Source organism: Rathayibacter sp. VKM Ac-2928 (genome assembly GCF_022815545.1).
Classification (GTDB): Bacteria; Actinomycetota; Actinomycetes; order Actinomycetales; family Microbacteriaceae; genus Rathayibacter; species Rathayibacter festucae.
On record NZ_JALGRU010000003.1, the window covers coordinates 293,701 to 317,617 of the forward strand.

A 23,917-nucleotide genomic window follows, 5' to 3' on the forward strand; every position below is an offset into this window, starting at 1 on the left:
GAGTATGCAGGGCGGCTCACCTCGCCGCAACCGTCGACCGCTCGAGACGCCGGTCGGGAGTTGCGCAAGATTCTGCCCCCACGACGCTAGCCCTCCCCCTCGCGCCCCCGCCGCCCCTCACCCGAGCTGGCGCGCGACGTCCCGCGAGCAGACCCCTGACGTCGGACTGCACACCCCTCCGCGCCGAACCGCAGACGCCCCGGCGGCCGAACGTACGCTCGAAGCATGCCGACCATCAGCGTCACCGACGCGTGCGCGAACTTCTCCGAACTGATCATCCGCTCACGCACCGAGGCTGTCATCATCGTGCGCCAGGGACGTCCGGAAGCCGTGCTCATCAGTCCCGAGCAGTACGAGCGGATGAGAGACGCTCTCGAGGACGCGGAGGAGGTGAAGGCCTTCGACGCGGCGCTGGCGGAGGACGGCGACAACATCCCCTGGTCAGAGGCGAAGGCGGAACTCGGCCGTCTGCGAGCGGACGAACGACCTCAGTCCGGAGATGCGGAGGCTGCACCCTGAACCAGGCGTTGAACCAAGAACGGCCCGCCGAAGCGGGCCGTCCTGTTCTGTCTCAACCAGAGTGCGCCCGGAGGGATTCGAACCCCCAACCTTCTGATCCGTAGTCAGATGCTCTATCCGTTGAGCTACGGGCGCAGTCCATCGCGTGGCCTTGGGGGGCGCACGCAACGAGGTACGACTATACACATCGGGGAGCCCCTCCGCGAATCGAGCGGGCGCCCGCCCGGGCCCGCGTACCGTGGCAGTCATGGAGGCCGCCGCGATCGAGCTCGTGCGCTTCGTCGTCTCGCCGCTGCACCGGTTCGAGGGGCGGCCGGCGGACGGCCCGATCCCCTCCGAGGGCAACGAGCAGCCCGAGCGGATCGAGATCCGCGCGGGACTCGGCATCGTCGGCGACCGCTACTTCGCCCAGCGCGCGCACCGGACGGCCGCGGTCACCCTCTTCGCGATCGAGTCGCTCGAGCACGTCGCGGCGGAGCTCGGCCGTGCCGCGTTCGACCCCGCCGACACCCGCCGCAACATCATCGTGCGCGGCGCCGACATCGACGCGCTCGCCGGCCGCACCTTCGCGGTGGAGCAGGGCGGCGAGCGGATCGAGTTCCAGGGCGGCCGCCCGGCCAACCCCTGCGCCTGGATGGACGTCTCGCTCGCGCCCGGAGCCTTCAAGGCGATGCGGCGCCGCGGCGGCGTCCGCTGCGCTCCGCTCACCAACGGCGTCCTCCACATCGGGCCCGCCCGGCTGATCCTCCACCGCTCCGAGGACATGCTGATCTGAGCGGATCGGCCAGCGCCTAGGCTCTCCCCCGACCCGTTCCCGCCAGGCCGCTGCGCCGCGACACCCGAGGAGGCGCCCGTGCCCTACCCCGGCCGCCCCCTGCGCGCCCTCGCCTCGAGCGTCCGCCACGGCCTGCGCGACGTCTTCTCCACCACGCGCTCCCGCCGGCGCGACCCGCGCCGCCGCTACAAGAACACCGACGTCTCCGTCCTCCGCGTCCACCGCCGCGACGTCTACGCCCGCGTCAACACCGTCGGCCACACCGGCGAGCGCACCTTCGTCCTCGTCCCGGGCATCGGCGTCGCCGCCACCTACTTCGAGCGGCTCGCCCCGGCGCTCAACGAGTTCGGACCCGTGCACGCCCTCGACCTGCCCGGCTTCGGCGGCGTCCCGCACCCGCCGAACGCCCGGCACATGACCATCGGCGACTACGCCGAGCTCGTCGGCGCGGTCATCGACGACCTCGGCCTCGACGACCCCGTCGTCCTCGGCCACTCGATGGGCACGCAGGTCGTCGCCGAGCTCGCCGCGCGCCGGCCCGAGCTCACCACGATCGTCCTGCTCGGCCCGGTGATGAACCCGCACGAGCGCCGCCTCCCCGTCGCCGCCTGGCGGTTCCTCCAGTCGAGCGTCCGCGAGCCGGTCCAGGTCGCCGTGCTCGCCGCCGCGGCGTACCTGCTCTGCGGTCCGCGCTGGTTCTCGCGGGTGCTCCCCGAGATGATGCAGTACCGGATCGAGGACGTCCTGCCCCGGATCCGCGCCTCCACGCTGGTCATCCGCGGCGAGTTCGACCGCCTCGTCCCGCGGGAGTGGGCCGAGGAGGTCGCCGAGGCGATCCCGCACGCGCGCGCCTGGGAGATCCCGGACGCCTCGCACTCGGTGATGCACGCCCACGCGGAGGAGGTCGCCCGGCTCTGCGTCGAGCACGCCCGCGCGCCGCAGCCCGACCGCGGCGAGGCCGAGCTGCGCCGCTTCCCGGACGACGAGGTCGACCGCTCGCAGGAGGACGCCCCGATCGAGGACCCGCTGGGCGCGATCCGCGGCCGGGTGACCGAGCTCGCCGGCATCCTCGTCGACGACGACTCGCTGATCGCCGAGGGCAAGACCCAGCACGCGGAGGCGACCGACCCGGCCGCCCTGCAGGAGTCCGACACCGATGCCGGAGACGGCGACTCCGGGCCCGGCCTCTTCGACACGCCCGCCGCACGCTGAGCGCGGAGCCCGCTCAGGACTCCTCGCCCACGATCTCCTCGCGGATGCGCCGCAGGTCCTCGGCGAGCGCCCCCAGCAGGATCCAGTGCTCCGGGTGCGGGGTCACGATCACCAGCGGGGCGGTCAGCGCCGGCAGCTCATCGGTGATCGGCTCGGGTTCCGGCACCGCGACCGAGGACTGCACGAGCAGCCGCAGGTCGTGCGCCGCCCGGTGCAGCTGCACCGCGATGTCCCCGATCGTCGGCTCGCCCACCAGGTCCTGGTCGTAGAGGTCGTGCACCGTGCGGGTCATCCCGCGCACGCGCGTCACGATGCGGGCGAGCCGCGGAGTGACGGAGTCCAGCGCCAGCAGCCGGTCGCGGTGCGCGGAGCGGCGCGGGTTGAGCCGCAGCGACTCCTCACCGGTCGCGATCGCCTCCTCCGCCTTCGTCTGCATGGTCTGCAGCAGCCGCGCGTTGATCAGCAGCTCGCTGAGGCGCTCCCGGCCGACCTTCGTCTCGAGCACGTCGGCCAGGTCGTCGAGCGCCGCGGCGAGCTGCGCGGTGAGGTCGCCGACGGCCCGCTCCGCCGGTGCGAGGGTGATCGGCGGGACGATCAGCGCGTTGACGACGATCCCGACGGCCGCGCCGATCAGCGTCTCGAGGATCCGGTCCACGGCGTAGTTCGGCGTCACCGAGCCGACCGAGAGCACGAGCATCGCGCTGATCGGGATCTGCACCGCGGAGGCGGGCGTCAGCCGGACCACCCAGCCCACCGCGATCGCAGCGACGATCGCGCCGAGGACGATCGCGCTGTCGTCGCCGAAGAGCGTGCCGATCAGCGAGCCGACCACGACGCCGATGATCACGCCGACGCTGCGCTCGAGCGCCTTGGAGAACGACTGGTTCACGCTGGGCGCGACCACCAGCAGCGCCGCGATGGCGCCGAAGACGGGCAGCGTCCCGGGGAAGATCAGGGCGGCGATGATCCAGGTGACGACGGTCGCCGCCGCCGTCTTGACCAGCTGGAGCACCGGCGGCCGCGTGTCCACGGTGAAGCTGGACGTGAGGCGCATGGCTCCACGGTAGCCGCGGCGTGCGGGCGCGGTCACGGCCTCGGCGCCGCCTCGATGCTCGCGAGCACCGCGCGCAGCCCCCGGGCGGCGTCGTCGCGGAGCGCGTCGGGCACCGCGGCGAGCAGTTCCCGCTCCACTTCGAGCACCTCGGGGAAGGCGGCGTCGACCAGCGCGGTCCCCTCGGCGGTCAGCGCGATCAGCGCGCCGCGCCCGTCCGCCGGGTTCGCGGTCCGCAGCACCAGACCGCGGCGCTCGAGCGCGTGCAGCCGCTTCGTCACGGCCGGGGCGGAGGCGAGACCGATCGTCCGCAGCGTCGTCGGCGACTGCGGTGCGGCGAGCCGGCGCAGCGTCGTCAGCACGTCGAACTCGCCGCGGGTCAGATCGAAGGCGGCGAGCCGCTCCTCGGTCGCGCGCACCAGCAGGGCGGAGGCGCGGATCAGCCGACCCGCGACGTCCACCGCCGAGGTGTCCAGCTCGGGCCGCAGCCGGCGCCAGCCCGCACGGATCTCATCGACGGCGTCCGGAGCCGCGCCGGGGTCCGGATTCGACGAGTCGCTCGACAGAAGATGATTCACGAGTAAAGTATATCTGGTTCACCCGTGAACGACCTCTCCGGCCGGTGCCGCTCGGACCCGCCCGCCGACCCGAGGACTCCGATGCCCGCCACCCCCTCCCTCCGCAGCGCGCTGCCGCACCCCCGCGAGCTGGTCGCCTTCGGCCCGCACGACGGCGCCCACCGCGTCGCCCTGCGCGCCGGGATCTCGATGGCGGTGCCGCTCCTCCTCCTCTGGGTCTTCGGCCGCACCGATCTCGCCCTCTACGCCACCTTCGGCGCCTTCACCGCGCTCTACGGACGCCGGCACACCCACCGCCCGCGCCTGCTGATGCAGGCCTCGGCCGCCGCCTACCTGGTCGCGATGGTGACGATCGGCACCGCCGTCGCCCTGTCGCCGCAGCGCGACTGGCTGATCATCCCGGTGGTCACGCTCGCCGCCATCGGCGCCGCCTACCTCAGCGACGCCCTGCACTGGCACCCGCCCGGCCCGCTCTTCCCGGTGTTCGCCGTCACCGCCTGCGCCTCGGTGCCCGTCGAGACGACGCGGATCCCGGAGGCGTTCGCCCTCGCCGCCGCCTCCGCCGCCTTCTCGCTGCTCATCGGAGTGAGCGGGATCGCCGCCCCGCGCGCCCGGCTGCTGCCCGCGACGCCCTGGCGCCCCTCCTTCCGCGCCGCCGCCGTCCGCTCCACGACCCGCGCCGGGATGCTCCGCTTCGGCGCCGTCGTGCTGATCGCCGGTGCGATCCCCACCGCGACCGGCCTCGGCCACCCCTACTGGGCGATGGTCTCCGCCGTCGCGGCGGTCTCGGGCGCCGACGCGACCGCCCGTCTCGTCCGCGCCGGCCACCGGATGCTCGGCACCGTCATCGGCGTCGCGATCGCCGCGGCGCTGCTCGCCCTGCCGCTGTCCCCGCTCGCCACGATCGGCGTCGTCGTGCTGCTGCAGATGCTCGCCGAGCTCGTCGTCGGCCGCAACTACGGCCTGACCCTCGCCCTGATCACCCCGCTCGCGATCCTGATGGTCGAGCTCGCCCACCACACCGACGAGTTCGTCCTGCTGCGCGACCGCGCCCTCGAGACCGCGATCGGCGTCGCCGTCGGCGTGGCCGCCACCCTCCTGTCCCACGCGATCGCCACCCGCACGCACAGCGGAACCGCCGCCACCCGCTGACCGCCGCGCGCCTGCGGAGCACATCGCCCAACTCCAGATCTGCTCCAGATTCAGACACGATCTGGAGCAACGGGGCGCTCGGGTGGGGACCACAAGCGGACCGTCGTGCGGCTCCCCCAGCAGAGCGATCGCGCGTCCGGGCACGACGGAACCCCCGGTCGGCTCGCGCTGACCGAGGGCTCCACGGCGGGGGTCGGCGGGCGCCGGACCCGATGGGCCCGCCCGCCCCCGCACGAGGCGCGGAGTCGCGCGGCGGTTCCCCCCACCGCGCGACCCTCACGCCTCAGCTAGGCGACGAAGCTCCACCTCTGGTGATTGCCTCCGTTGCAGGACCAGGTCCCGAGCTGACGACCCGCGGTCGTGCTCTCGTCGGGCACGTCGAGGCAGGCGCCGCTCGCGCGGTTGACGATCGTCTGACCGCTCACCTGCCACTGCGCCGTCTGTCCGGACGTGCAGGGCGCCTGCACCAGCGCACCGCCGGAGCCCGAGGACCCGGACTGCGCGAGGCAGAGCCCGCTGTGCTGCGTCTGGAACTGCACGTAGCCACCGGCCGACGCCCGGGCGAACACGGCGTTCGACCCGTTGCCGCAGGTCCACTGGACCACCTTCGAGCCGGTCGCGGTCGAGTCGTCCGCGACGTTCACGCAGAGTCCGCTCGAGGCCGACTTGATCGTCGACCGCGGCAGCGCCGGGGCGGCGTTCACCGTTCCCGCCGCGGTGTCGATGACGACCCCGTCCACCTCGGGCATGGCGACCGAGGTGTTCGACGGGAACTGCAGCGGCTGCCAGACGTAGCTGGAGTCGTTGACCGCGCCGTTGTTGGCGCCCGCCCAGCGGTCGCCCATGTAGAGGTAGGACGTGCCGGCGCTGCCGCTGATGGTCGCGACGTAGGTCGGCTGCGAGCGGTTGCCGGTCGGCCCGCCGAAGTCGGTCGGCGTCGACCACGGCCCGGTGATCTTCGTGGCCGTGGAGTACTTGTTCTGGTTCGGGCTCCAGCCGGTGGTCCCGGACGAGAGCGCGAAGTAGACGCCGTTGCGCTTGAAGATCGTCGGCGCCTCACGCGACTGGTTCTCCCAGTGCAGGCCCTGGAACGACTCGACGTTCGTGTACGACGCGTTGAGCTTGAAGATCGCCGTCGACGCGTTCGTCGTGGGGATGGCCGTCGACGAGAAGAGGTACGCCGACCCGTCGTCGTCCTGGTACACCGTCATGTCGCGCGACTCGTAGCCCAGCGGCCGGAAGCTGCCCTGGTAGGCGTAGGAGCCGTCGATCGTGCTCGAGGTCGCGACCGCGACCCGGCCCTCCCAGTAGTTCTGCCCGTTCTCCCAGTGCATCCAGAGCACGTACTTCTGGGTCGCGGCGTTGTAGACCAGCTTCGGCCGCTCGATCGTGGAGACGTTCAGCTCCGGCGCCGAGTTCTTGGTGAGGATGTCGCCGCGGAACTCCCAGTTCTTGAAGTCGGTGGAGCGGTAGAGCGGGACCGAGATGAACCGGTTGTCCGCGTCGGTGCTCTGACCGACCCAGTAGTAGTACTTCCCGACCTTGAGCAGCCCGGCGCCGTGCCCGTGGATCGGCTGGCCCTGGGTGGTGAGGAACTGCGTGCCGTTGGTGACGGTCTGCGGCGCCGCCGTCGCGGGCGCCAGGCCCGTGACCGCGACCAGCGCCGCCGTGGCGAGCGCCATGAGCGCCAGCCTGATCCGTCCTCGTCGTTTCGTCATTGAAACTCTCCTTCTAGTTGAGGGTCATCGAGGGGACGACCCACGTGGTGGTCGACATCGCGGGAGCGGATGCCGTGAACCGGTTGCCGGCGAGCGCGGCCGAGGGCAGCGCCGCGAGGTCCTGGGAGCCGCTGGTGCGCACCCCGGAGGCGGTCGCGGTGGCGGGAGCGAATCGGGTGAGGTCGTAGGTGACCGTCGCGGCCGTCGAGGTGGTGTTGACCGTGACGAGGACGACGCGCCTGCCGGCCTCGTCGTGGAAGGCGACGGTGTCGTTGTCGCTCACGCCGATCACCCGGTAGCCGCGGCGGATGTAGCGGCTCCACTGCGCCATCGCCCAGAACTTCTTGTTCCGGGTGTAGCTCGACAGGTCCGCGGAGGCGTTGTTGAGGTCGGTGTCGAGCATCCCCCAGCCCCCGGAGTCGACCGCCTGCCAGTAGGCGAACGCGCTCGCGCCGAGCCACTTCACGTCCCAGAGGATGTTCTGCGAGAGGGTCGTGCCGCTGGCGTCGCCGTTGCCGTGCTCGGAGTCCCAGATCCGCGTGCCGCGAGCTGCGGTCTTGAAGCCGGTCCGGTCGGAGCCCTCGTAGCTGTGCACGTTGTACTGCCCGACGAGCGCGCGGGTCTGCGCGGACCAGCTGTTCACCGTGTCGCGGCCGACGTCGATGCTCGTCTCGTCCGACGCCGCGATCCGCGTCGGCGACCCCTGCCGCGCGAGCTCGTCCGCCAGCGCCTCGAGCATCGTCGCCTGGTTCGCCGGGAGCATCCGGTTGCCCTCCTGGCGGTTGCCGAAGGTCCAGTAGGCGGCGCTCGGCTCGTTCACCGGCGACAGGGTGCGGAACGGGACGCCCCACGTCGTGCGGAAGCGCTCGTTGACCGTCACGAGGTAGCGGGCGAAGGCCTCGTAGCTGTCGGGGCGCAGGTTCTCGGCGGCGTTCCTGCCCCCGGTGACACTGCCCGAGATCGTCATCCACCAGGGCGGCGAGTTGGCGAAGGACTCGGCGAGGAAGTCGCTGGCCGGGATCCGCGACTTCGCGGCCTGGAGGAACCAGCGCTGATTCGGATCCGCCGACCAGTCGTAGGCCGCCGAGGCGGACGCGAGGTAGCCGGGGATGCGGGCGCGCAGGTCCATGTGCCCGGGGTAGGCCGGGTTCTCGCCGCCACCGATGTTGTAGCGGACGATGTTCAGCCCGAGACCCTTGTCGCGGTCGAAGAGCAGATCGGCGTAGGTGTCGCGCACGGCCGCCGTGCCGCCGATGCGGTGCGCGAACCAGCAGAGCGCCGTGCCGAAGCCCTCCCACACCGGTCCCCGCTGCGCCGGGTCGACGACCGCCGTGCCGCTGGCGGCGTGCGCGGGCGAGGCGCCCGACCCGGCGGCCGCCGTGACCGCTCCCGTGAGCGCCGCCGTGCCCGCGAGGGCGAGAAGCCCTCTCCTGTCCATCGTCATGGGTACCTCCTCGTACCTGTGGTGCTCGTGCCGCGGCGCTCGATCGGCGTCTCCACTGCACGGATGTCCACGTCAACATCACTTCGGTGAACGTAGCATGGCAGCGCAACCATCGCCAGCACGATGCGCGCCACGATGGTCAGGAGCCTCGGACGGGGGTCACTCGTAACCGCAGACGGATCGTCGTCCCCGAGCACCAGGAGCGACGCACCCGGGAACGACAGAACCCCCGGTCGGCTCTCGCTGACTCGGGGGTTCTGACTGGCGGTACCGGTGGGATTTGAACCCACGGTGGACGCAAGCCCACACATGTTTTCGAGACATGCTCCTTCGGCCGCTCGGACACGGTACCGAGGACGAGTGTACGCGAGGCTCCGGAATCCCGCCAATCGGCGCGGGAACCGCGGCCGAGCGCGGGCGTGCGGCCGGCGCCGAGGCGTCAGGCGGGCTCGGGCAGGAGGAAGGCGAGCACCCGGTCCCACTCGGAGACCGCGAGCAGATGGCCTCGGCCGGGCACGACCTCGAGGCGCGAGTCGGGCAGGCGGGCGGCGTACCACTCGCCGTGCTGGCGGCCGACGGTCGCGTCCTCGCCGCCGTAGAGGAGGAGCGCCGGAGCGTCGACCGTCTCGACCGCGAAGCCCCACTCCTGGAGGGTGTAGCCGACGATGTCCGCGGCCTGGCCGAGGTTGCCCTGGGTGACGGCGCGCTCGAGCATCACCAGGAGCCGCTCGCGGACGCCGGGCGCCTCGAGCACGTCCGTGTCGGCGGCGTCCCCTCCGAGCACGCCGAGCAGTGACTCGGGGCTGGGTGACGGACCGAACGCCGTGTCGAGCGCGGCGGCGAGGGAGCGGACGGCCTCGTCCACCGGCAGCTCGCGCAGGTTCTCGAGCATCGCCCGGTTCTGCTCGCCGACCCACGGCACGGCGTCATCGGGCGCGGGAGTGCCGAGGACGGCGACGCGCCCGACCAGGCCCGGGTAGTTGGCCGAGAGGGCGAGGGCGACGCGGCCGCCCGCCGACCAGCCGGCCGCGGTGACGGAGGCGATGCCCGCGGTGGCCAGGTACTCGGCGATGTCAGCGGCGGCCTGCTCCGGGCTCGCCCCGGCACCGGCGCCGGCGGGATCGACGTCGGTCAGCAGCTCCGAGGCGCCGTAGCCGGGGCGGTCGAACGAGAGCAGCCGCACGCCGTGGCGGGCGGTGGCCGCGGGGTCGGGGTCGAGTCCGGCGGCGCCGGGTGCGGGGTGCACGAGCACGACGACGTGCTCGGCGCCCTCCGGGCCGGACCAGGCGACTCCGAGCGCGCGGCCGGACTTGAGCGTGTGCACCGTCGAGGTCATGGGCCCAGTCTCCCGCAGACGACCGACACCGCCGGCGCGCCGCTCGGGTGCCGGCCGGACTCCTCCCCAGCGAGTCACTCGGCCGGCTGTCCACCGTCCGGGCGCGGCGCGTCCGGGTGTCGGCGGTGGCCGCTAGGGTCGAAGACACGTTCGAAAGAACTCTCCGATGTCGGAGGCCGGCCGTAGCGTCGCCGGTGCTCCCGCACTCCACCCCTGCCCCGCACTCCCCCGGCCCGGAAGGACCCCATCGCCTCCTCGAAGACGCGCACCGCCGCCTACCGCTGCTCCGAGTGCGGCTGGACGACCGCGAAGTGGGTCGGCCGCTGCGGCGAGTGCCAGCAGTGGGGCTCGGTGATCGAGAGCACCGAGCGCACCGGCCTCGTCCGCGCGGTCGCCGCCGTCGCCCCCACGGCGGCGCGGCTCGCCAAGCCGATCACCCAGATCGAGACCACCTCCGCCGCGCACCGGCCCACGGGCGTCGGCGAGCTCGATCGGGTGCTCGGCGGCGGCATCGTCAACGGCGCCGTCGTCCTCCTCTCCGGCGAGCCCGGCGTCGGCAAGTCGACGCTGCTGCTCGAGGTCGCCTCGCGCGCCGCCGCCGAGGGCCAGCGCGTCCTCTACGTCAGCGCGGAGGAGTCCGCCGCCCAGGTGCGGATGCGGGCCGAGCGCACCGGCGCCATGCACGACAGCCTCTTCCTCGCCGCCGAGACCGACCTCGCCACCGTCCTCGGCCAGATCGACGAGGTCCGCCCGGACCTCCTGATCGTCGACTCCGTGCAGACCGTCGCGAGCGACACGGTGGACGGCCTGCCCGGCGGTCCGAGCCAGGTCCGCGAGGTCGCCGCGACGCTGATCCGCGTCTGCAAGGAGCGCGCGCTGCCGCTCGTGCTCGTCGGCCACGTCACGAAGGACGGCTCGATCGCCGGCCCGCGCCTGCTCGAGCACCTCGTCGACGTCGTCTGCCACTTCGAGGGCGACCGCCAGACGGCGCTGCGCTTCGTCCGCTCCCTCAAGAACCGCTTCGGCCCGACCGACGAGGTCGGCTGCTTCGAGATGACCGCCGAGGGCATCGCCGAGATCCCCGACCCCAGCGGCCTCTTCCTCAGCCGCACCCGCTTCCCCACCCCGGGCATCTGCGTCACCGTCGCGATGGAGGGGCGCCGCGCCCTGCCCGTCGAGATCCAGGCCCTCGTCATCGCGAACGACGGCGACCACCCGCGCCGGGTGACCAACGGCGTGGACGCCTCCCGCGTCGCGATGATCCTCGCGGTGCTCGAGCGCCAGGCCGGGATCCCGCTCCGCCGCTGCGACGTCTACGTCTCGACCGTCGGCGGAGTGAAGCTGATGGAGCCGGCCGCCGACCTCGCCATCGCCGTCGCGATCGCCTCGGCCCACGCCTACACGCCGCTGCGCCCCGGCATCGCGGCCTTCGGCGAGATCAGCCTCTCCGGAGACATCCGTCCGGCGTCCGGCGCGAAGCAGCGCGCCAACGAGGCCACCCGGCTCGGCCACCCCTCCCACCTGGACTCCAGCGCCTTCACCCTCTCGAGCGCGATCACCCACGCCCTCGTGCCGGTGCCCACCCGCATCCCCGTCGGCTGACGGCCCCCGCGCCGGACCGCCGCCCTAGGCTGACGCAGTGAGCAGCGACACCGAGCGGGCCGGCACCGACCAGGACCGTCCCGCCACGGACGGAGACTCCGCCCCCACCTCCGCACCGGCGGTCCGCCGCCGCCGCTTCCCGATCCCCGCGCTGCTCGACCAGGCCTTCTTCGTCCTCGGCGGCGTCGCGGCGACGCTGCTGGCCGTCGTCCTCGTCACCGACGGCGTCCGCTCCGGCTGGGCCCAGATCGGCTTCTACGTCGCCGTCTGGGTCCTCGTCGCCTACCTCGTGCTGCCGCGGCTGCACCGGATCCTCACCCGCCTCTACGTGCCCGACTACTTCATCGGCCGCGCGCGCACCAGCGACGGCCTGCTCGGCGACCCGGTCAACCTCGCCTTCCAGGGCAGCGACGCGCAGCTGGTCCACGCGATGACCTCCTCCGGCTGGACCCGCGCCGACGAGGTCACGGTGCGCAGCAGCCGGCGGATCATCACCGCCACGCTCACCCGCCGCAGCTACCACCGCGCCCCCGTCTCGCCGCTCTTCGTGTTCGGGCGGCAGCAGGACGTCGCGTTCCAGCAGGAGGTCGCCGGCAACCCGGGCAAGCGCCACCACGTGCGCTTCTGGCGCTGCCCCGAGAACTGGTTCCTGCCCGGCGGATTCCCCGTCGAGTGGGTCGCCGCCGGCACCTTCGACCGCAGCGTCGGACTGTCGCTCTTCACGCTCCAGGTCACGCACAAGATCTCCCCCGACACCGACCAGGAACGCGACCACATCGTGGCGAGCCTCCGCGAGCACCACCCCGAGGTGACGGTCGACGTCATCCAGGACTTCTCCACCGGCTACCACTCCCGCAACGGCGGCGGCGACTCCATCGTCACCGACGGCGATCTGCCGGTCGTCGACCTCCGCGCGATCCCCCTGCCGTCCGGGGCCGCCGAGCGCGACGCGATCGCCCCCGTCGCCGCCACCGAGCTCGCCGGTGCACTCGGCACCTCGTCCGCGACGGTCCTCCGCCGGCCCGTCACCACGCACGTCGGCGCCCTGATGCTCGTCGCCCGCGGCCTCGCGTACGCGCTCCAGGCCGTGCTGCTGCTCGCCGGCGCCGCCTCGCTCGACGACCTGACCTGGCTCGACGGCGGCACCGCCACCGCGGGCGGCTCCACACTCGACGAGGCCTCGACCCGGCCGATCGCCGCAGCCCTCCTCGGGGCGGCGACGCTCCTCTGGCTGCTCCTCGGCGCACTCGTGCTCCGCGGCTCCGGGACGGCCCGCCTGCTCGCCCTCTCCTCCAGCCTGCTCAGCACGATCACCGCCTTCGCCGCGGTGCTCCAGGGCGGCGCGGCGATCAGCCTGCAGACCAACCTCGGCAGCGTCGCCTTCGACATCCTCGTGCTGCTCGCCCTCTCGAGCCGCAGCTCCCGCGACTACGCGGCCGCGAAGAGCCGGCTCCGCGCCGACCGCCGTGCCGAGAGCAGGTCGAGACGGGCCGCGCGCAGCCGGACGGGCTAGACGCCTCCGCCTCCGCCGCCGCCGCCGCCGCCGCCGGAGCTGCCGCCGCCGCCAGCGCCGCCGCTCGACGAGCTCGACGAGGAGCCGACGAAGCTCGACGCGGTCGAGGAGAACGAGGAGATGCTCCCCGCGAACGCCGCGGCGTGGAACCCCGTCGACCCCGAGTACCAGACCGGACTCTCACCGGTCTGCTCGTAGGCGGTCGCGAGCGCCGCCGACCACTCCTTCTCCAGCCCGAGGAGCACCGCCCAGGGCAGCAGCCGCTCGGTCACCTCGACGACCTCGACCGGACCGACGCTGCGCCGGTCGGCACCGCGGGGCGACTGCAGCATCGCGAACCGGTCCGCCTCCGCCAGCCGCAGATACAGCTCGAGACCCTTCAGGTGGTCGCGCAGCTCCGCGCCGGCCGCGGTCAGCGGCACCTTCGCGAGCAGGACGCAGACCAGCGCCCCCACGACCAGCGCCGAGAGGAGCAGCACGATCGGCAGCGCCCCGCCGAGCGCCGCCCCGAGCAGGAGCGCCCCGGACAGCACGACGCCGACGACGGCGACCACCGCGAGCACGATCAGGAGCACGGAGCCGCGCACCGTCCCGGAGCGCCGCAGTCCCTCCTCCACGACCCGCGCGGACATCACCGTCTGGAAGGACGACACCGCCTTCCCGAACTCCTTGTCCTTCCCGCTCAGATCACGGACGGCGCCCGGCGTGGGCGACGCTCCGAACGCGATGTCGAAGAACTCCCGGTCGACGGGAGGGACGACCCGCGGTCGGCCGGCCCGTCGCGGTGCGGCCGTCGCCGGATCGAGCACGCGGAGCAGGAAGCCCGGCTTCCTCCCCGAGTCCTTCTCCTCGACCCGGACCAGCCCGCGGACCGCCGCGTCGAGCAGCGCCGCGGCCGGTGCGCGCGAGGACCGCCCGCGCAGCGCCGCGGAGAGGAAGAGTCCCTGCGCGGGCGGCTCGTACTCGGCGATCACCGTCGGGCGCCCCGGAGCATCGCGCAGCACGGTCGCACGCCGACGGATCGCCGCGACGAGCACGCCGAGCAGCACGAGCATCGACGCCAGCTGCACCCAGGCCCAGCCCGAGGCGAAGTAGCCGTCGTCGCGCGGCGTGAAGGTCCCCGGTGCGAATCCGACCGCGACCGTCACGTTCTCGTACGCCGCCAGGTCGGTCCCGCTCGCGGTCACCACGGCGCCGTCGCGACCGATCGAGCAGCCGTCGGTGGAGCCGGCCGCACCGCGGTAGCAGGACGCGGTCCCGGTCGCCGCCTCGGCCAGGCCGCCGGTGAGCCGGACCCGGACGTCGTAGCGGTCGAAGGGCTGCCGCCACTGCGTGCCGTTCGCGTCCCAGTAGAACTCGTCCTCGCCGCTCCTCGTGCCGGAGCCGGGCAGCGTCACGTCGTGCTGGGTGTAAGTGAAGACGTAGGTCTGGCTGCCGCTGACGAAGCCGTCCGCGGCGCTCGTCACGAGGAGGATCCCGTCCTCGGTCTCGGTGTCGACGGGCCGAGCCCGTCCCGTCTCGTCCGTCACCGACACCAGGTCGACGCCAGTCGGGTAGCCCTGGTACTCGAGCGGGATCGCCCGCTGCATCCCGCGGTTCTGGTCCTCGGGGAACTCCGCGACGAACGTCTCGAGCGTCGTCAGCGTCGAGCGCCCCTCGGCGTCGCGGCCGAGGTCGTAGTCGACGGCGTAGCGGGAGAAGCGGAAGTCGTCGACTCCGCGTGCTGGTCCGCCGATGGCGGCGGCGCCGACAGCAGCGGCGGCGACCGGCTCACCCACGTGGACCGCCCGCAGTGGCCCGGCCGCCGCCGTGGGCGCCCCCGCCAGCGCGGCCGCGAGCAGCATCCCCGCCGCTCCCGCGGACAGCCCGGGTCCGCGCGCTCCGGAGCCCCGCCCCCTCGGCGTGATCGCGGACAGGAGCCGGCGGAGCGTCCTCATCATGTCCGTGAGCGTACGCGCGCGTGTTCCGCGCCACCTCCCCCTGAAGGGCGACAGGCGGGACGGACTACTGCAGCAGGAACTGCGTCGTCGACCCCGACGGGATCCCCGCGACCGAGACCGACAGGTTGTACGCCGCGCCGCCCCCCTCGACCGCCTCGCGCCCGCCGGAGCAGGTGTCCGGCGAGGAGCGGGTGCGGTCCCAGGTGATCGAGCTGCCCGTCACCGAGGTGCCCGCCGGGAGCAGGATCTCCAGGGACGACGCACCCGTCTGGCAGTCGGTCGAGGTCCAGACCGGGTCGGACCCGCTGGTGATCGTGAAGACCTGTCCGCTCGTCCCGGCGTCGATCACGCAGTCGGTGCTCGAGATGTTCGCGAGCGACAGCGAGAGCTGCGGCGCCTCGTCCGGCCCGTAGCTCGTCGCGTCGGTGACGGCCGTGACCGCGACGGTGTCGGCGGTGCAGGCGGCGGCGTCGGCGGGCGGCGAGCCCTCCGGCGCCGTCGAGGGGTAGAGCGTCGGCAGCGACGAGGCCATCGGGCTCGCGCTCTCAGCGGCTCCGCGCGCGCCCGCCCACGGCTGCAGCGAGACCAGCGCGGCGATCCCGGCGATGATCACCAGAAGCGCGAGGATCAGGCCGGCCCTGCGCCGCCGGTAGACCCGGGAGGGCAGGCGGCGGGGAGGCGGAGTCACCGACACAGGCTACGACGCGCGAGCGCTCAGAGCGTCTTGAGCATGCGGGTGTTGCCGAGCGTGTTCGGCTTCACCCGGGCGAGGTCGAGGAACTCGGCCACGCCCTCATCGGGAGAGCGCAGCAGCTCGGCGTACACCTCGGGGTCGACGACCTTCTCGCCGATCGGCGCGTAGCCGTGGCGCTCGAAGAAGCCGACCTCGAAGGTCAGGCAGAACAGGCGCTTCAGCCCGAGCTCCCGCGCGTCGTTCTCCAGGCGCTCCAGGATGTGGTGGCCCACGCCCCGGCCGAGCCAGTCCTTCGCGACGGCGAGCGTGCGCACCTCCGCGATGTCGTCCCACATCACGTGCAGCGCGCCGCAGCCGATGGCGGTGCCGTCACCGGACTCCGCGATCCGGAACTCCTGCACGGCGCCGTAGAGCACCACGCGGTCCTTGCCGAGGAGGATGCGCTCGTTGACGAGCGGCTCGCTGAGCTCCTGGATGAAGGGGACGTCGCTCGTGCGCGCGCGGCGCACCGGGTACTTCCAATCGGCCATCCGACAAGCGTACGGCCGAACGACGACGAGCCCGTCCCTCCGCGAGGAGGAACGGGCTCGCTGTCGTGCTGTGCGGGTGCTACGCCATCAGGTCGGGCGTCGCCGGACCGGCGGTCGCCGCTCCCGCCGTCGCACCGGCGCTGATCGAGATCAGGCGCGGCGTCGTCGTGAAGACGAACTTGCCCTCCGCGAAGTCCACGTGCACGTGGTCTCCGGCACCGAGCTGGCCGTGCAGGATCTGCTCGGACAGCTGGTCCTCGATCTCGCGCTGGATCGCGCGGCGCAGCGGGCGGGCGCCGAGGGCCGGGTCGAACCCGACCTCGATCAGCCGCTCCTTGGCCGACTGCGTCAGCTCCACCGTCATGTCGCGGTCCAGCAGGCGGTCGCCGAGGCGGCCGATGAACAGGTCGACGATCTGGAGCAGCTCGGGCTTCGACAGCTGCGGGAAGACGATGACGTCGTCCACGCGGTTGAGGAACTCGGGCTTGAAGTGCTTCTTCAGCTCCTCGTTGACTTTGCCGCGCATGCGGTCGTAGCCGGTGGCGTTCTCGCCCTCGATCTGGAACCCGACGGGACCACCGGCGATGTCACGCGCACCGAGGTTGGTGGTCATGATGATGACGGTGTTCTTGAAGTCGACGACGCGCCCCTGGCCGTCGGTCAGACGACCCTCCTCGAGGATCTGGAGGAGCGAGTTGAAGATGTCGGGGTGGGCCTTCTCGATCTCGTCGAAGAGGACCACGCTGAAGGGCTTCCGGCGGACCTTCTCGGTGAGCTGGCCGCCCTCCTCGAAGCCGACGAACCCGGGAGGGGCACCGAACAGCCGCGAGACGGTGTGCTTCTCGCCGTACTCCGACATGTCGAGCGAGATCATCGCGTTCTCGTCGTCGAAGAGGAACTCGGCGAGCGCCTTGGCGAGCTCGGTCTTTCCGACGCCGGTGGGGCCGGCGAAGATGAACGATCCCGAGGGGCGCTTGGGGTCCTTGAGCCCGGCGCGGGTGCGGCGGATGGTCCGCGAGAGGGCCGCGATGGCCTCCTCCTGGCCGATGACGCGCTGGTGCAGCGCCTTCTCCATGAAGACGAGCCGCGAGGACTCCTCCTCGGTCAGCTTGAAGACCGGGATGCCCGTCGCCTGCGCGAGGACCTCGGCGATCAGGCCCTCGTCGACGACACCGGTCGCCTTGACGTCGCCCGACTTCCATTTCTTCTCCAGGCGCAGGCGCTCACCGAGCAGCTGCTTCTCCTCGTCGCGGAGCGACGCGGCCTTCTCGAAGTCCTGGTCCTCGATCGCGGCCTCCTTCGCGGTGCGGACGACGGCGATCTTGTCGTCGAACTCGCGCAGCTCCGGCGGGGCCGAGAGGATCGAGAGGCGCAGGCGGGCGCCGGCCTCGTCGATCAGGTCGATGGCCTTGTCGGGGAGGAAGCGGTCGCTGATGTAGCGGTCCGCGAGGTTGGCGGCCGAGACGATGGCACCGTCGGTGATGGACACCTTGTGGTGCGCCTCGTAGCGGTCGCGCAGGCCCTTGAGGATGTTGATGGTGTGGGGCAGCGACGGCTCCGCGACCTGGATCGGCTGGAAGCGGCGCTCGAGCGCGGCGTCCTTCTCGAAGTGCTTGCGGTACTCGTCGAGCGTGGTCGCGCCGATGGTCTGCAGCTCGCCGCGGGCGAGCAGCGGCTTGAGGATCGAGGCGGCGTCGATCGCGCCCTCCGCGGCCCCTGCGCCGACGAGGGTGTGGATCTCGTCGATGAAGGTGATGATGTCGCCGCGGGTGCGGATCTCCTTCGTCACCTTCTTGAGGCGCTCCTCGAAGTCTCCGCGGTAGCGGGAGCCGGCGATGAGCGAGCCGAGGTCGAGCGTGTAGAGCTGCTTGTCCTTGAGCGTCTCGGGCACGTCGCCGCGCACGATCGCCTGGGCGAGGCCCTCGACGACGGCGGTCTTGCCGACGCCGGGCTCGCCGATCAGGACGGGGTTGTTCTTGGAGCGGCGGGAGAGGATCTGCATGACCCGCTCGATCTCCTTCTCGCGCCCGATGACCGGGTCGAGCTTGTTGTCGCGCGCCGCCTGCGTGAGGTTGCGTCCGAACTGGTCGAGGATCTGCGAGCCGCCCTGAGGCTGCTGCTGCTCACCGCCCACGGCGACCTGCTCCTTGCCCTGGTAGCCCGAGAGGAGCTGGATGACCTGCTGGCGCACCCGGTTGAGGTCGGCGCCCAGCTTGACGAGCACCTGTGCGGCGACGCCCTCGCCCTCACGGATGAGGCCGAGCAGGATGTGCTCGGTCCCGATGTAGTTGTGGCCGAGCTGCAGCGCTTCGCGCAGGGACAGCTCGAGGACCTTCTTCGCACGCGGCGTGAAGGGGATGTGGCCGGTGGGCTGCTGCTGCCCCTGGCCGATGATGTCCTGGACCTGCTCGCGCACCGCGTCGAGCGAGATGCCGAGGGATTCGAGCGCCTTGGCGGCCACTCCCTCGCCCTCGTGGATCAGGCCGAGCAGGATGTGCTCGGTCCCGATGTAGTTGTGATTGAGCATCTTGGCCTCTTCTTGGGCCAGGACGACGACGCGCCGTGCGCGATCGGTGAATCTCTCGAACATGCTGTCACTCCCTACAGAACCCGCAGGGGTGGGCTCCGATAGCTCGACTGTAGCCAGCGCTCCCCCCGGTCGGACCCCCTGTTCGCCCTGGGCGTGAGGACCGATTTCTATGCACAGACATAGACTTCCGCTATGAGCAATCTGGAGGAGCATCCGGACGAGCACGCGGTCGCGTCCGAGCCGGTCGCCGCGTCTCCCGTCGAGATCCTCGAGGCGCGACTCGTGCCGCTCGGCGGAGCCCGCGCCATCGAGGTGCGGCGCACCCTCCCCCAGCGCTCGCGCTCCACGATCGGCGCCTGGTGCTTCGCGGACCACTACGGTCCGGTGCACCTCGGCGAGGAGGCGGGGATGGACGTCCCGCCGCACCCGCACACCGGACTGCAGACGGTCAGCTGGCTCTTCGAGGGCGAGATCGACCACCGCGACAGCGTCGGGAGCCACCAGCTCGTGCGCCCGGGCGAGCTCAATCTGATGACCGCCGGGCGCGGCATCTCGCACTCCGAGGTCTCCACCGGCGCCGAGCCCGTTCTGCACGGCGTGCAGCTCTGGGTGGCGCTGCCCGAGGAGGCGCGCCTGGGCGAGCCGTTCTTCGAGCACCACCGCGGCGTGCGGGTGGAGCTGCCCGGTGCGAGCGCGCAGGTGTTCGTCGGCGAGCTGCTCGGCGCCTCCGTGCCCGCGAGCGTGTTCACCCCGCTCGTCGCCGCGCAGCTCGACCTCGAGCCGGGCGCCCGCGTCGAGATCCCGCTCGAGACCGCGTGGGAGCACGGAGTGCTGGTCGACGCCGGCCCGCTCGAGGTGGACGGCGTCGACGTCCCCCGCTCCGACCTCGCCTACCTCGCACCGGGTCGCGACATGCTGGTGCTGACGGCCGGGGTCGCGGGCGCCCGGGTCGTGCTGATCGGCGGCGAGCCGTTCCCGGACCAGCTGGTGATGTGGTGGAACTTCGTCGGCCGCAGCCACGACGACGTCGCCGCCGCGCGCGAGCGCTGGCAGAGCGACGTCATCGCGGGCGGCGACGCGGACGGGCCGTTCGGCAGGGTCGCGGGTTACCCCGGCCGGGCACTGCCGGCGCCGACCCTGCCGACCGTCCGGCTGAAGCCGCGCCGACGCGCCTGAGCGCGCCGGCGCCGGCCGGCTCAGGCGGTTCGCCTCAGGACGCTCCGGCCGCCTCCTCCTTCTCCTTCGCCGCGCGCTTCTCCGCCGCCTCGCGGTCGGTCGCCTCGGCGGTCTCGCGGAACGCGCGGCGCGGATCCTGCAGCGCGCTCATCGGCGACAGGTCGCGGCGCGAGACCGCGTCGACGACCCAGCCGGCGATGATGCGCCACTTGCGGTCGAACGTGGGCATGGCCGCCCCGTGGTACGCCCGGTGCGCGAGCCAGGCGGGCACTCCGCGGAGCTTCACGCCCTTGATGACCCCCGCGCCCTTGCCGATCCCGTACTCGGCGACCGTGCCGACGGACACGTGCCGGTACTCCTCGACCGGGCCGCCGGTGATGTCGGCGATGATGTTGCGCGCCAGCAGCTTGGCCTGGCGGACGGCGTTCTGGGCGTTCGGCGGGTAGTACGCGGGCTGCTTCGCGGCGGTGAGGTCGGGCACCTGCGCGCCGTCGCCGGCCGCCCAGGCCGAGCCGACGGGCTCGCCGTCCTCGGTGATCACCCGGAGGCGAGCGTCGGCCATCACGTGCCCCTTCGGCCCGCGCGGCGCGTCGGTCGCGTCGAGGATCGGGTTGGGCTTCACGCCCGCGGTCCAGACGATCGTCGCGGCGGGGATCCGCTCACCGCTGGAGAGCTCGACCACGCCGTCCTCGCAGGAGGGCATCGTCGTCTTCAGGTGCACGTGCACGCCGCGCTCGCGGAGGTGGTCGAGCGTCCAGACCGAGAGCTCCGGGCCGACCTCGGGCGCGACGCGGTCGAGCGCCTCGACGAGGTGCCAGGTGACGTCGCCCATCGAGAGCGACGGCTGCGCGGCGAGGGTGCGGCGGCTGAGGTCGAGCAGTTCGCTGAGCGCCTCGACCCCGGTGTAGCCGCCGCCGACGAAGACGAAGGTGAGCAGGCGCCGGCGCTCGGTCGGATCGGTGGTCAGCGCAGCCTTCGCGATGTTCTCGATGACGCGGTCGCGCAGGTGCGCCGCCTCCTCGACCGTCTTGAAGCCGATGGCGTGCTCGGCGAGACCGGGCGTCGGGAAGGTGCGGGTCACCGCGCCGAGCGCGAAGACGACGTGGTCGAAGGGCAGCGTGCGGCTGGTGCCGTCCATCGCTGCGACGGTGGCCGAGCGCTCGGCCAGGCTGACGCCGGTGATCGCGCCGCGGACGATGCGGGTGCGCTTCAGCGCCTGCACCAGCGGCACCGTGACGTGGCGCGGCTGGACGTGCCCGCCGGCCACCTCGGGGAGGAGCGGCTGGTAGGTCATGTAGGGGTTCGGCTCGACGACGGTGACGTCGATCGGCGTCGCCCCGCGGAGCTTCTCGAGGCCCCAGGCCGTGTAGAGGCCGACGTAGCCGCCGCCGAGGATGAGGATGCGCGTCGTTCTGCTCGCCGCCATGACGTTCCCTTCTGAAGTGCCGGCCCCGGAAGGACCGACGGCCCACCGTGCTGAGGACGCTCCGACGCTACGCCGGGCGCCTCGGACAGCACAGGGCCTTGCGCGAGTCGTCGTCACCCGCAAGCGACGAGGGCGGGCGAGGATCGGCGGAACCGCGGGCGAGGGCCGGCTCAGCCCGCGGCGAGGTCCTCCCCGTTCAGACGGCGGCGGTACTCGCTCGGGGACAGTCCCGTCTCGGTCGCGATCGCGCGCCGCAGCCGCTCGGGCGACGAGAAGCCGGAGCGCCGCGCGATGTCGCTGAGCGGGAGGATGCTCGACTCCGGCGTGCCGACCAGGCGCAGGGCGTTCTCGGTGCGGACGTCGGAGATGAGCCTGCGCAGGGTCGAGCCGCGCTCGTCGGCCACCGCGCGCTGCAGCGTGCGCAGGCTGACCCGGCAGCGCCGCGCCACCGTGCTCGGGTCGAGCGTCGGGTCGCTGTAGTCGGCCTGGATGACCTGCAGGGCGGCCTCGACCATCTCGTGCAGACCGAGGCGCTCGCGCGAGCCCTCCTCCCGCTCCGAGCCGAGCAGCCGGGCGAGTCGCAGGACGGTGCCCTCGAGGTACTCGGCCTGCACCGGGTTCTCGGGGTCGAGCTCGGCCAGGAACGCCCGCAGCATCGTCCGCGCGGTGTTCGTCGTCGAGGTGGCGGGGACGAGCCGCACCGGATCGGCGCGACGGCGCTCGGAGACGCCGTTGTCGGCGCAGAGCACGAGGAAGCGGGCCGGACGGGACGTGCGGACGACGACCGGATCCTCCGAGGAGAGGGCGAGCCCGCCCTCCTCGACCTCGAGCAGGCCGGACGACGTGTCGACGGCGAGGACGCCGTCCATCGGCAGGAGGAAGACCGAGGAGCCGTCGACGGCGCTCGCTCCGGGCCAGCGGACGGCGAACGGCGTCGAGACGACGTGGACCACGCGGACGCGCTCGGTCGCGGCGATGGCGAGGTCCATCCGGAAGCCGGACGTCGTCGGCACGGAGACGTCCACCGTGCGGCGCAGTGCCACGGCGCCCGCTGAGCCCCGGAGCCGCACGGCGCGGGCTCCGGCACTCAGCGGGACGCAGAGCGGATTCAGATGGGAGGGACGAGGGATCACGAGGGCGACTCCGATCGAAGAGGAGCGGACGTCGAGGAACGTTCGCCTTCGGAGCGTAACAAGAAGTGAGAGAGTCTCGCCATTCCTGAGCGAAGCTCGAGCCTCCCCTATTGGAGGGCCGAGGTGAGCCGCGCCAGATTGTCGAGGATCGTCGAGCGCAGCGGCTGCTGGCGCCACTCGCGCAGTGTCAGTTCGCGGGAGTGCTCCCGGTAGTCCTGCTGCACCTCGCGCAGGTCCTCGACGAAGTCGGAGCCGCGCACCATCAGCGACACCTCGAGGTTGAGCGTGAAGGAGCGCATGTCCATGTTGCTCGAGCCGATCACGGCGACGTCGTCGTCGATGGTGAAGTGCTTCGCGTGCAGGATCGTGGGCTTGCGGTACATCCAGATCCGCACGCCGGCGGTGAGCAGCGTCTCGTAGTAGGAGCGCTGCGCGTGGTAGACGACGGCCTGGTCGCCGATCTCGGAGACGAAGAGCTCGACGTGCACGCCGCGGCGGGTCGCGGTCGTGATCGCGTAGAGCATCGCCTCGTCGGGGACGAAGTAGGGGCTCGTGATGATGATCGACTTCTGCGCCGAGTAGAGCAGCGCGAGGAAGAGCCGGAGGTTGTTCTCGCCGTCGAAGCCCGGGCCGCTCGGCACCACCTGGCAGTCGATGGTGTCGCGCTGCTGCAGCGCCTCCATCGGCTCGGACTCGCGCAGGAGCAGCTCGTCCGTCTCGCTGTACCAGTCGGTGATGAAGATCGCGTTGATGCCCTGCACCACCGGGCCCTCGAGGCGCACCATCAGGTCGTGCCAGTGCAGGCCGCGGCGGATGTTGCCGCGCTTGTTGTAGCTCGAGTCGACGACGTTCTGCGAGCCCATGAACGCCGCGTTGCCGTCCACGATCAGCAGCTTGCGGTGGTTGCGGAGGTCCGGGCGCTGGTACTGGCCGAGCCACGGGCGGACGGGGAGCATGTACGACCAGCGCGCACCGGCCCGCTCCAGCGCCCTCAGGCGGCGGTGCGTCCCGGTGTAGTAGCCGGGGACGCGGATCGACGCGATGTGGTCCAGCAGGATCCGCACCGTCACGCCGCGGGCGACGGCGCGGTCGAGCGCGTCGAAGAACGGGGCGGTCGTCGCATCGGCGGCGAGGATGTAGAACTCGCAGTGCACGTAGCGGCGGGCGCGGTCGATCTCGTCGGCCATCGCGCGGATGGTCTGCTCGTAGCCGCCCTGCAGGCGGGCGTCGTTGCCGCCGACGAGGGGCATCGCGCCGAGGTTGCGGTTGAGGGTGACGACGGACTCGAGCCAGAGCGGCCAGGGGTGGTCGCGGGCGACCCGGTCGATGCCCTCGGTCGACTCGAGGATGAAGCGGTTGATCTCCTCCTGCTTGCGCCGGCGCTTGCGCGGCAGCCGGTAGCTGCCGATGAAGAGGAAGAGCAGGATGCCGACGTAGGGGATCAGGAAGATCGCCATCAGCCAGGCGAGGCCGGTGGTCGGGCGGCGGTTGCGCGGGACGACGACGACCGCGATCACGCGGACGACGAGCTCCACGACGATCGCGCCGACCGCGAGGACCAGCGACCAGTCGGGGGAGTTCACGCGGG

At 72.4% G+C, this 23,917-nt stretch carries 19 protein-coding genes and 2 tRNA genes; 7 read left to right on the plus strand and 14 right to left on the minus strand.

What is annotated here, in order from left to right:
* Positions 1–225: 225 nt before the first annotated feature.
* Positions 226–519 carry a type II toxin-antitoxin system Phd/YefM family antitoxin gene (locus MT350_RS12865; RefSeq protein ID WP_243616060.1) on the plus strand — a complete coding sequence of 98 codons (294 nt, stop codon included), beginning with the start codon at positions 226–228 and terminating at the stop codon, positions 517–519.
* Between the two features lie 62 nt (positions 520–581).
* On the opposite strand, the gene MT350_RS12870 is transcribed toward MT350_RS12865, so the two are convergent.
* Positions 582–654 (minus strand) — tRNA-Arg (locus MT350_RS12870).
* Positions 655–766: 112 nt separating this feature from the next.
* On the opposite strand from MT350_RS12870, the gene MT350_RS12875 reads away from it, so the two are divergent.
* Positions 767–1,294 (plus strand): MOSC domain-containing protein, encoded by a 528-nt coding sequence (locus MT350_RS12875; protein WP_123736632.1) that lies wholly within the window; start codon positions 767–769, stop codon positions 1,292–1,294.
* Between the two features lie 78 nt (positions 1,295–1,372).
* Positions 1,373–2,506, plus strand: coding sequence for an alpha/beta fold hydrolase (locus MT350_RS12880; protein WP_243616061.1), 1,134 nt, complete (start codon positions 1,373–1,375; stop codon positions 2,504–2,506).
* Positions 2,507–2,519: 13 nt separating this feature from the next.
* On the opposite strand, the gene MT350_RS12885 is transcribed toward MT350_RS12880, so the two are convergent.
* Together MT350_RS12885 and MT350_RS20485 are read right to left on the minus strand one after the other, a co-directional pair.
* Positions 2,520–3,560 carry an aromatic acid exporter family protein gene (locus MT350_RS12885; protein WP_243616062.1) on the minus strand — a complete coding sequence of 347 codons (1,041 nt, stop codon included), beginning with the start codon at positions 3,558–3,560 and terminating at the stop codon, positions 2,520–2,522.
* Between the two features lie 32 nt (positions 3,561–3,592).
* Entirely contained in the window at positions 3,593–4,135 is a 543-nt protein-coding gene (locus MT350_RS20485) for a MarR family winged helix-turn-helix transcriptional regulator (RefSeq protein ID WP_243616063.1), read from the minus strand.
* Positions 4,136–4,216: 81 nt separating this feature from the next.
* On the opposite strand from MT350_RS20485, the gene MT350_RS12895 reads away from it, so the two are divergent.
* Positions 4,217–5,287: an FUSC family protein gene (locus MT350_RS12895; RefSeq protein ID WP_243616064.1), complete on the plus strand. Its 1,071-nt coding sequence runs from the start codon at positions 4,217–4,219 to the stop codon at positions 5,285–5,287.
* 287 nt (positions 5,288–5,574) lie between these two features.
* Here MT350_RS12895 and MT350_RS12900 read toward each other — a convergent pair whose 3' ends face one another.
* The 4 genes from MT350_RS12900 to MT350_RS12915 all read right to left on the minus strand — a co-directional run bounded on the left by MT350_RS12900 (position 5,575) and on the right by MT350_RS12915 (position 9,785).
* The gene (locus MT350_RS12900; protein WP_243616065.1) at positions 5,575–7,005 is read right to left on the minus strand and encodes an RICIN domain-containing protein; all 1,431 of its coding nucleotides are present in this window, start codon (positions 7,003–7,005) and stop codon (positions 5,575–5,577) included.
* Between the two features lie 13 nt (positions 7,006–7,018).
* Positions 7,019–8,449, minus strand: a complete 1,431-nt coding sequence (locus MT350_RS12905) for a glycoside hydrolase (protein WP_243616066.1) — start codon at positions 8,447–8,449, stop codon at positions 7,019–7,021.
* Positions 8,450–8,711: 262 nt separating this feature from the next.
* Positions 8,712–8,801, minus strand: a tRNA-Ser gene (locus MT350_RS12910).
* 87 nt (positions 8,802–8,888) lie between these two features.
* The gene (locus tag MT350_RS12915) at positions 8,889–9,785 is read right to left on the minus strand and encodes an alpha/beta fold hydrolase (protein ID WP_243616067.1); all 897 of its coding nucleotides are present in this window, start codon (positions 9,783–9,785) and stop codon (positions 8,889–8,891) included.
* 246 nt (positions 9,786–10,031) lie between these two features.
* On the opposite strand from MT350_RS12915, the gene radA reads away from it, so the two are divergent.
* Both radA and MT350_RS12925 read left to right on the plus strand, forming a co-directional pair.
* Complete coding sequence (radA, locus tag MT350_RS12920; RefSeq protein ID WP_123736624.1) at positions 10,032–11,387, plus strand: DNA repair protein RadA; 1,356 nt, start codon at positions 10,032–10,034, stop codon at positions 11,385–11,387.
* 37 nt (positions 11,388–11,424) lie between these two features.
* Entirely contained in the window at positions 11,425–12,900 is a 1,476-nt protein-coding gene (locus tag MT350_RS12925) for an LssY C-terminal domain-containing protein (RefSeq protein ID WP_243616068.1), read from the plus strand.
* Here the strand turns inward: MT350_RS12925 and MT350_RS12930 are convergent.
* The 4 genes from MT350_RS12930 to MT350_RS12945 all read right to left on the minus strand — a co-directional run bounded on the left by MT350_RS12930 (position 12,897) and on the right by MT350_RS12945 (position 18,654).
* Entirely contained in the window at positions 12,897–14,840 is a 1,944-nt protein-coding gene (locus MT350_RS12930; protein WP_243616069.1) for a DUF2207 domain-containing protein, read from the minus strand. The two genes, MT350_RS12925 and MT350_RS12930, sit on opposite strands and share 4 nt — an antisense overlap.
* A 64-nt stretch (positions 14,841–14,904) precedes the next feature.
* On the minus strand, positions 14,905–15,528 hold the full coding sequence (locus MT350_RS12935; RefSeq protein WP_243616070.1) for a hypothetical protein: 624 nt from the start codon (positions 15,526–15,528) through the stop codon (positions 14,905–14,907).
* A gap of 26 nt (positions 15,529–15,554) precedes the next feature.
* Positions 15,555–16,064, minus strand: coding sequence for an amino-acid N-acetyltransferase (locus MT350_RS12940; RefSeq protein WP_123446786.1), 510 nt, complete (start codon positions 16,062–16,064; stop codon positions 15,555–15,557).
* Between the two features lie 79 nt (positions 16,065–16,143).
* Positions 16,144–18,654 carry an ATP-dependent Clp protease ATP-binding subunit gene (locus MT350_RS12945; RefSeq protein ID WP_123446787.1) on the minus strand — a complete coding sequence of 837 codons (2,511 nt, stop codon included), beginning with the start codon at positions 18,652–18,654 and terminating at the stop codon, positions 16,144–16,146.
* A 132-nt stretch (positions 18,655–18,786) separates the two neighbouring features.
* Here MT350_RS12945 and MT350_RS12950 point away from each other — a divergent pair, with 132 nt between their 5' ends.
* The gene (locus MT350_RS12950) at positions 18,787–19,770 is read left to right on the plus strand and encodes a pirin family protein (protein ID WP_243616071.1); all 984 of its coding nucleotides are present in this window, start codon (positions 18,787–18,789) and stop codon (positions 19,768–19,770) included.
* 34 nt (positions 19,771–19,804) lie between these two features.
* On the opposite strand, the gene MT350_RS12955 is transcribed toward MT350_RS12950, so the two are convergent.
* The 3 genes from MT350_RS12955 to cls form a co-directional block, all read right to left on the minus strand.
* Entirely contained in the window at positions 19,805–21,196 is a 1,392-nt protein-coding gene (locus MT350_RS12955; protein WP_243616072.1) for an NAD(P)/FAD-dependent oxidoreductase, read from the minus strand.
* A 170-nt stretch (positions 21,197–21,366) separates the two neighbouring features.
* Entirely contained in the window at positions 21,367–22,239 is an 873-nt protein-coding gene (locus MT350_RS12960; RefSeq protein ID WP_243598149.1) for a helix-turn-helix domain-containing protein, read from the minus strand.
* A 197-nt stretch (positions 22,240–22,436) separates the two neighbouring features.
* The gene (gene cls, locus MT350_RS12965) at positions 22,437–23,912 is read right to left on the minus strand and encodes a cardiolipin synthase (RefSeq protein ID WP_243598148.1); all 1,476 of its coding nucleotides are present in this window, start codon (positions 23,910–23,912) and stop codon (positions 22,437–22,439) included.
* Positions 23,913–23,917: the final 5 nt, after the last annotated feature.

Coding starts and splice junctions, on each gene's coding strand:
- MT350_RS12940 (WP_123446786.1), bottom strand. CDS start 16,064: ATGGCCGATTGGAAGTACCCGGTGCGCCGCGCGCGCACGAGCGACGTC.
- MT350_RS12900 (WP_243616065.1), bottom strand. CDS start 7,005: ATGACGAAACGACGAGGACGGATCAGGCTGGCGCTCATGGCGCTCGCC.
- MT350_RS12875 (WP_123736632.1), top strand. CDS start 767: ATGGAGGCCGCCGCGATCGAGCTCGTGCGCTTCGTCGTCTCGCCGCTG.
- MT350_RS12885 (WP_243616062.1), bottom strand. CDS start 3,560: ATGCGCCTCACGTCCAGCTTCACCGTGGACACGCGGCCGCCGGTGCTC.
- MT350_RS12895 (WP_243616064.1), top strand. CDS start 4,217: ATGCCCGCCACCCCCTCCCTCCGCAGCGCGCTGCCGCACCCCCGCGAG.
- MT350_RS12915 (WP_243616067.1), bottom strand. CDS start 9,785: ATGACCTCGACGGTGCACACGCTCAAGTCCGGCCGCGCGCTCGGAGTC.
- MT350_RS12865 (WP_243616060.1), top strand. CDS start 226: ATGCCGACCATCAGCGTCACCGACGCGTGCGCGAACTTCTCCGAACTG.
- MT350_RS12930 (WP_243616069.1), bottom strand. CDS start 14,840: ATGATGAGGACGCTCCGCCGGCTCCTGTCCGCGATCACGCCGAGGGGG.
- MT350_RS12945 (WP_123446787.1), bottom strand. CDS start 18,654: ATGTTCGAGAGATTCACCGATCGCGCACGGCGCGTCGTCGTCCTGGCC.
- MT350_RS12905 (WP_243616066.1), bottom strand. CDS start 8,449: ATGACGATGGACAGGAGAGGGCTTCTCGCCCTCGCGGGCACGGCGGCG.
- MT350_RS12950 (WP_243616071.1), top strand. CDS start 18,787: ATGAGCAATCTGGAGGAGCATCCGGACGAGCACGCGGTCGCGTCCGAG.
- MT350_RS12955 (WP_243616072.1), bottom strand. CDS start 21,196: ATGGCGGCGAGCAGAACGACGCGCATCCTCATCCTCGGCGGCGGCTAC.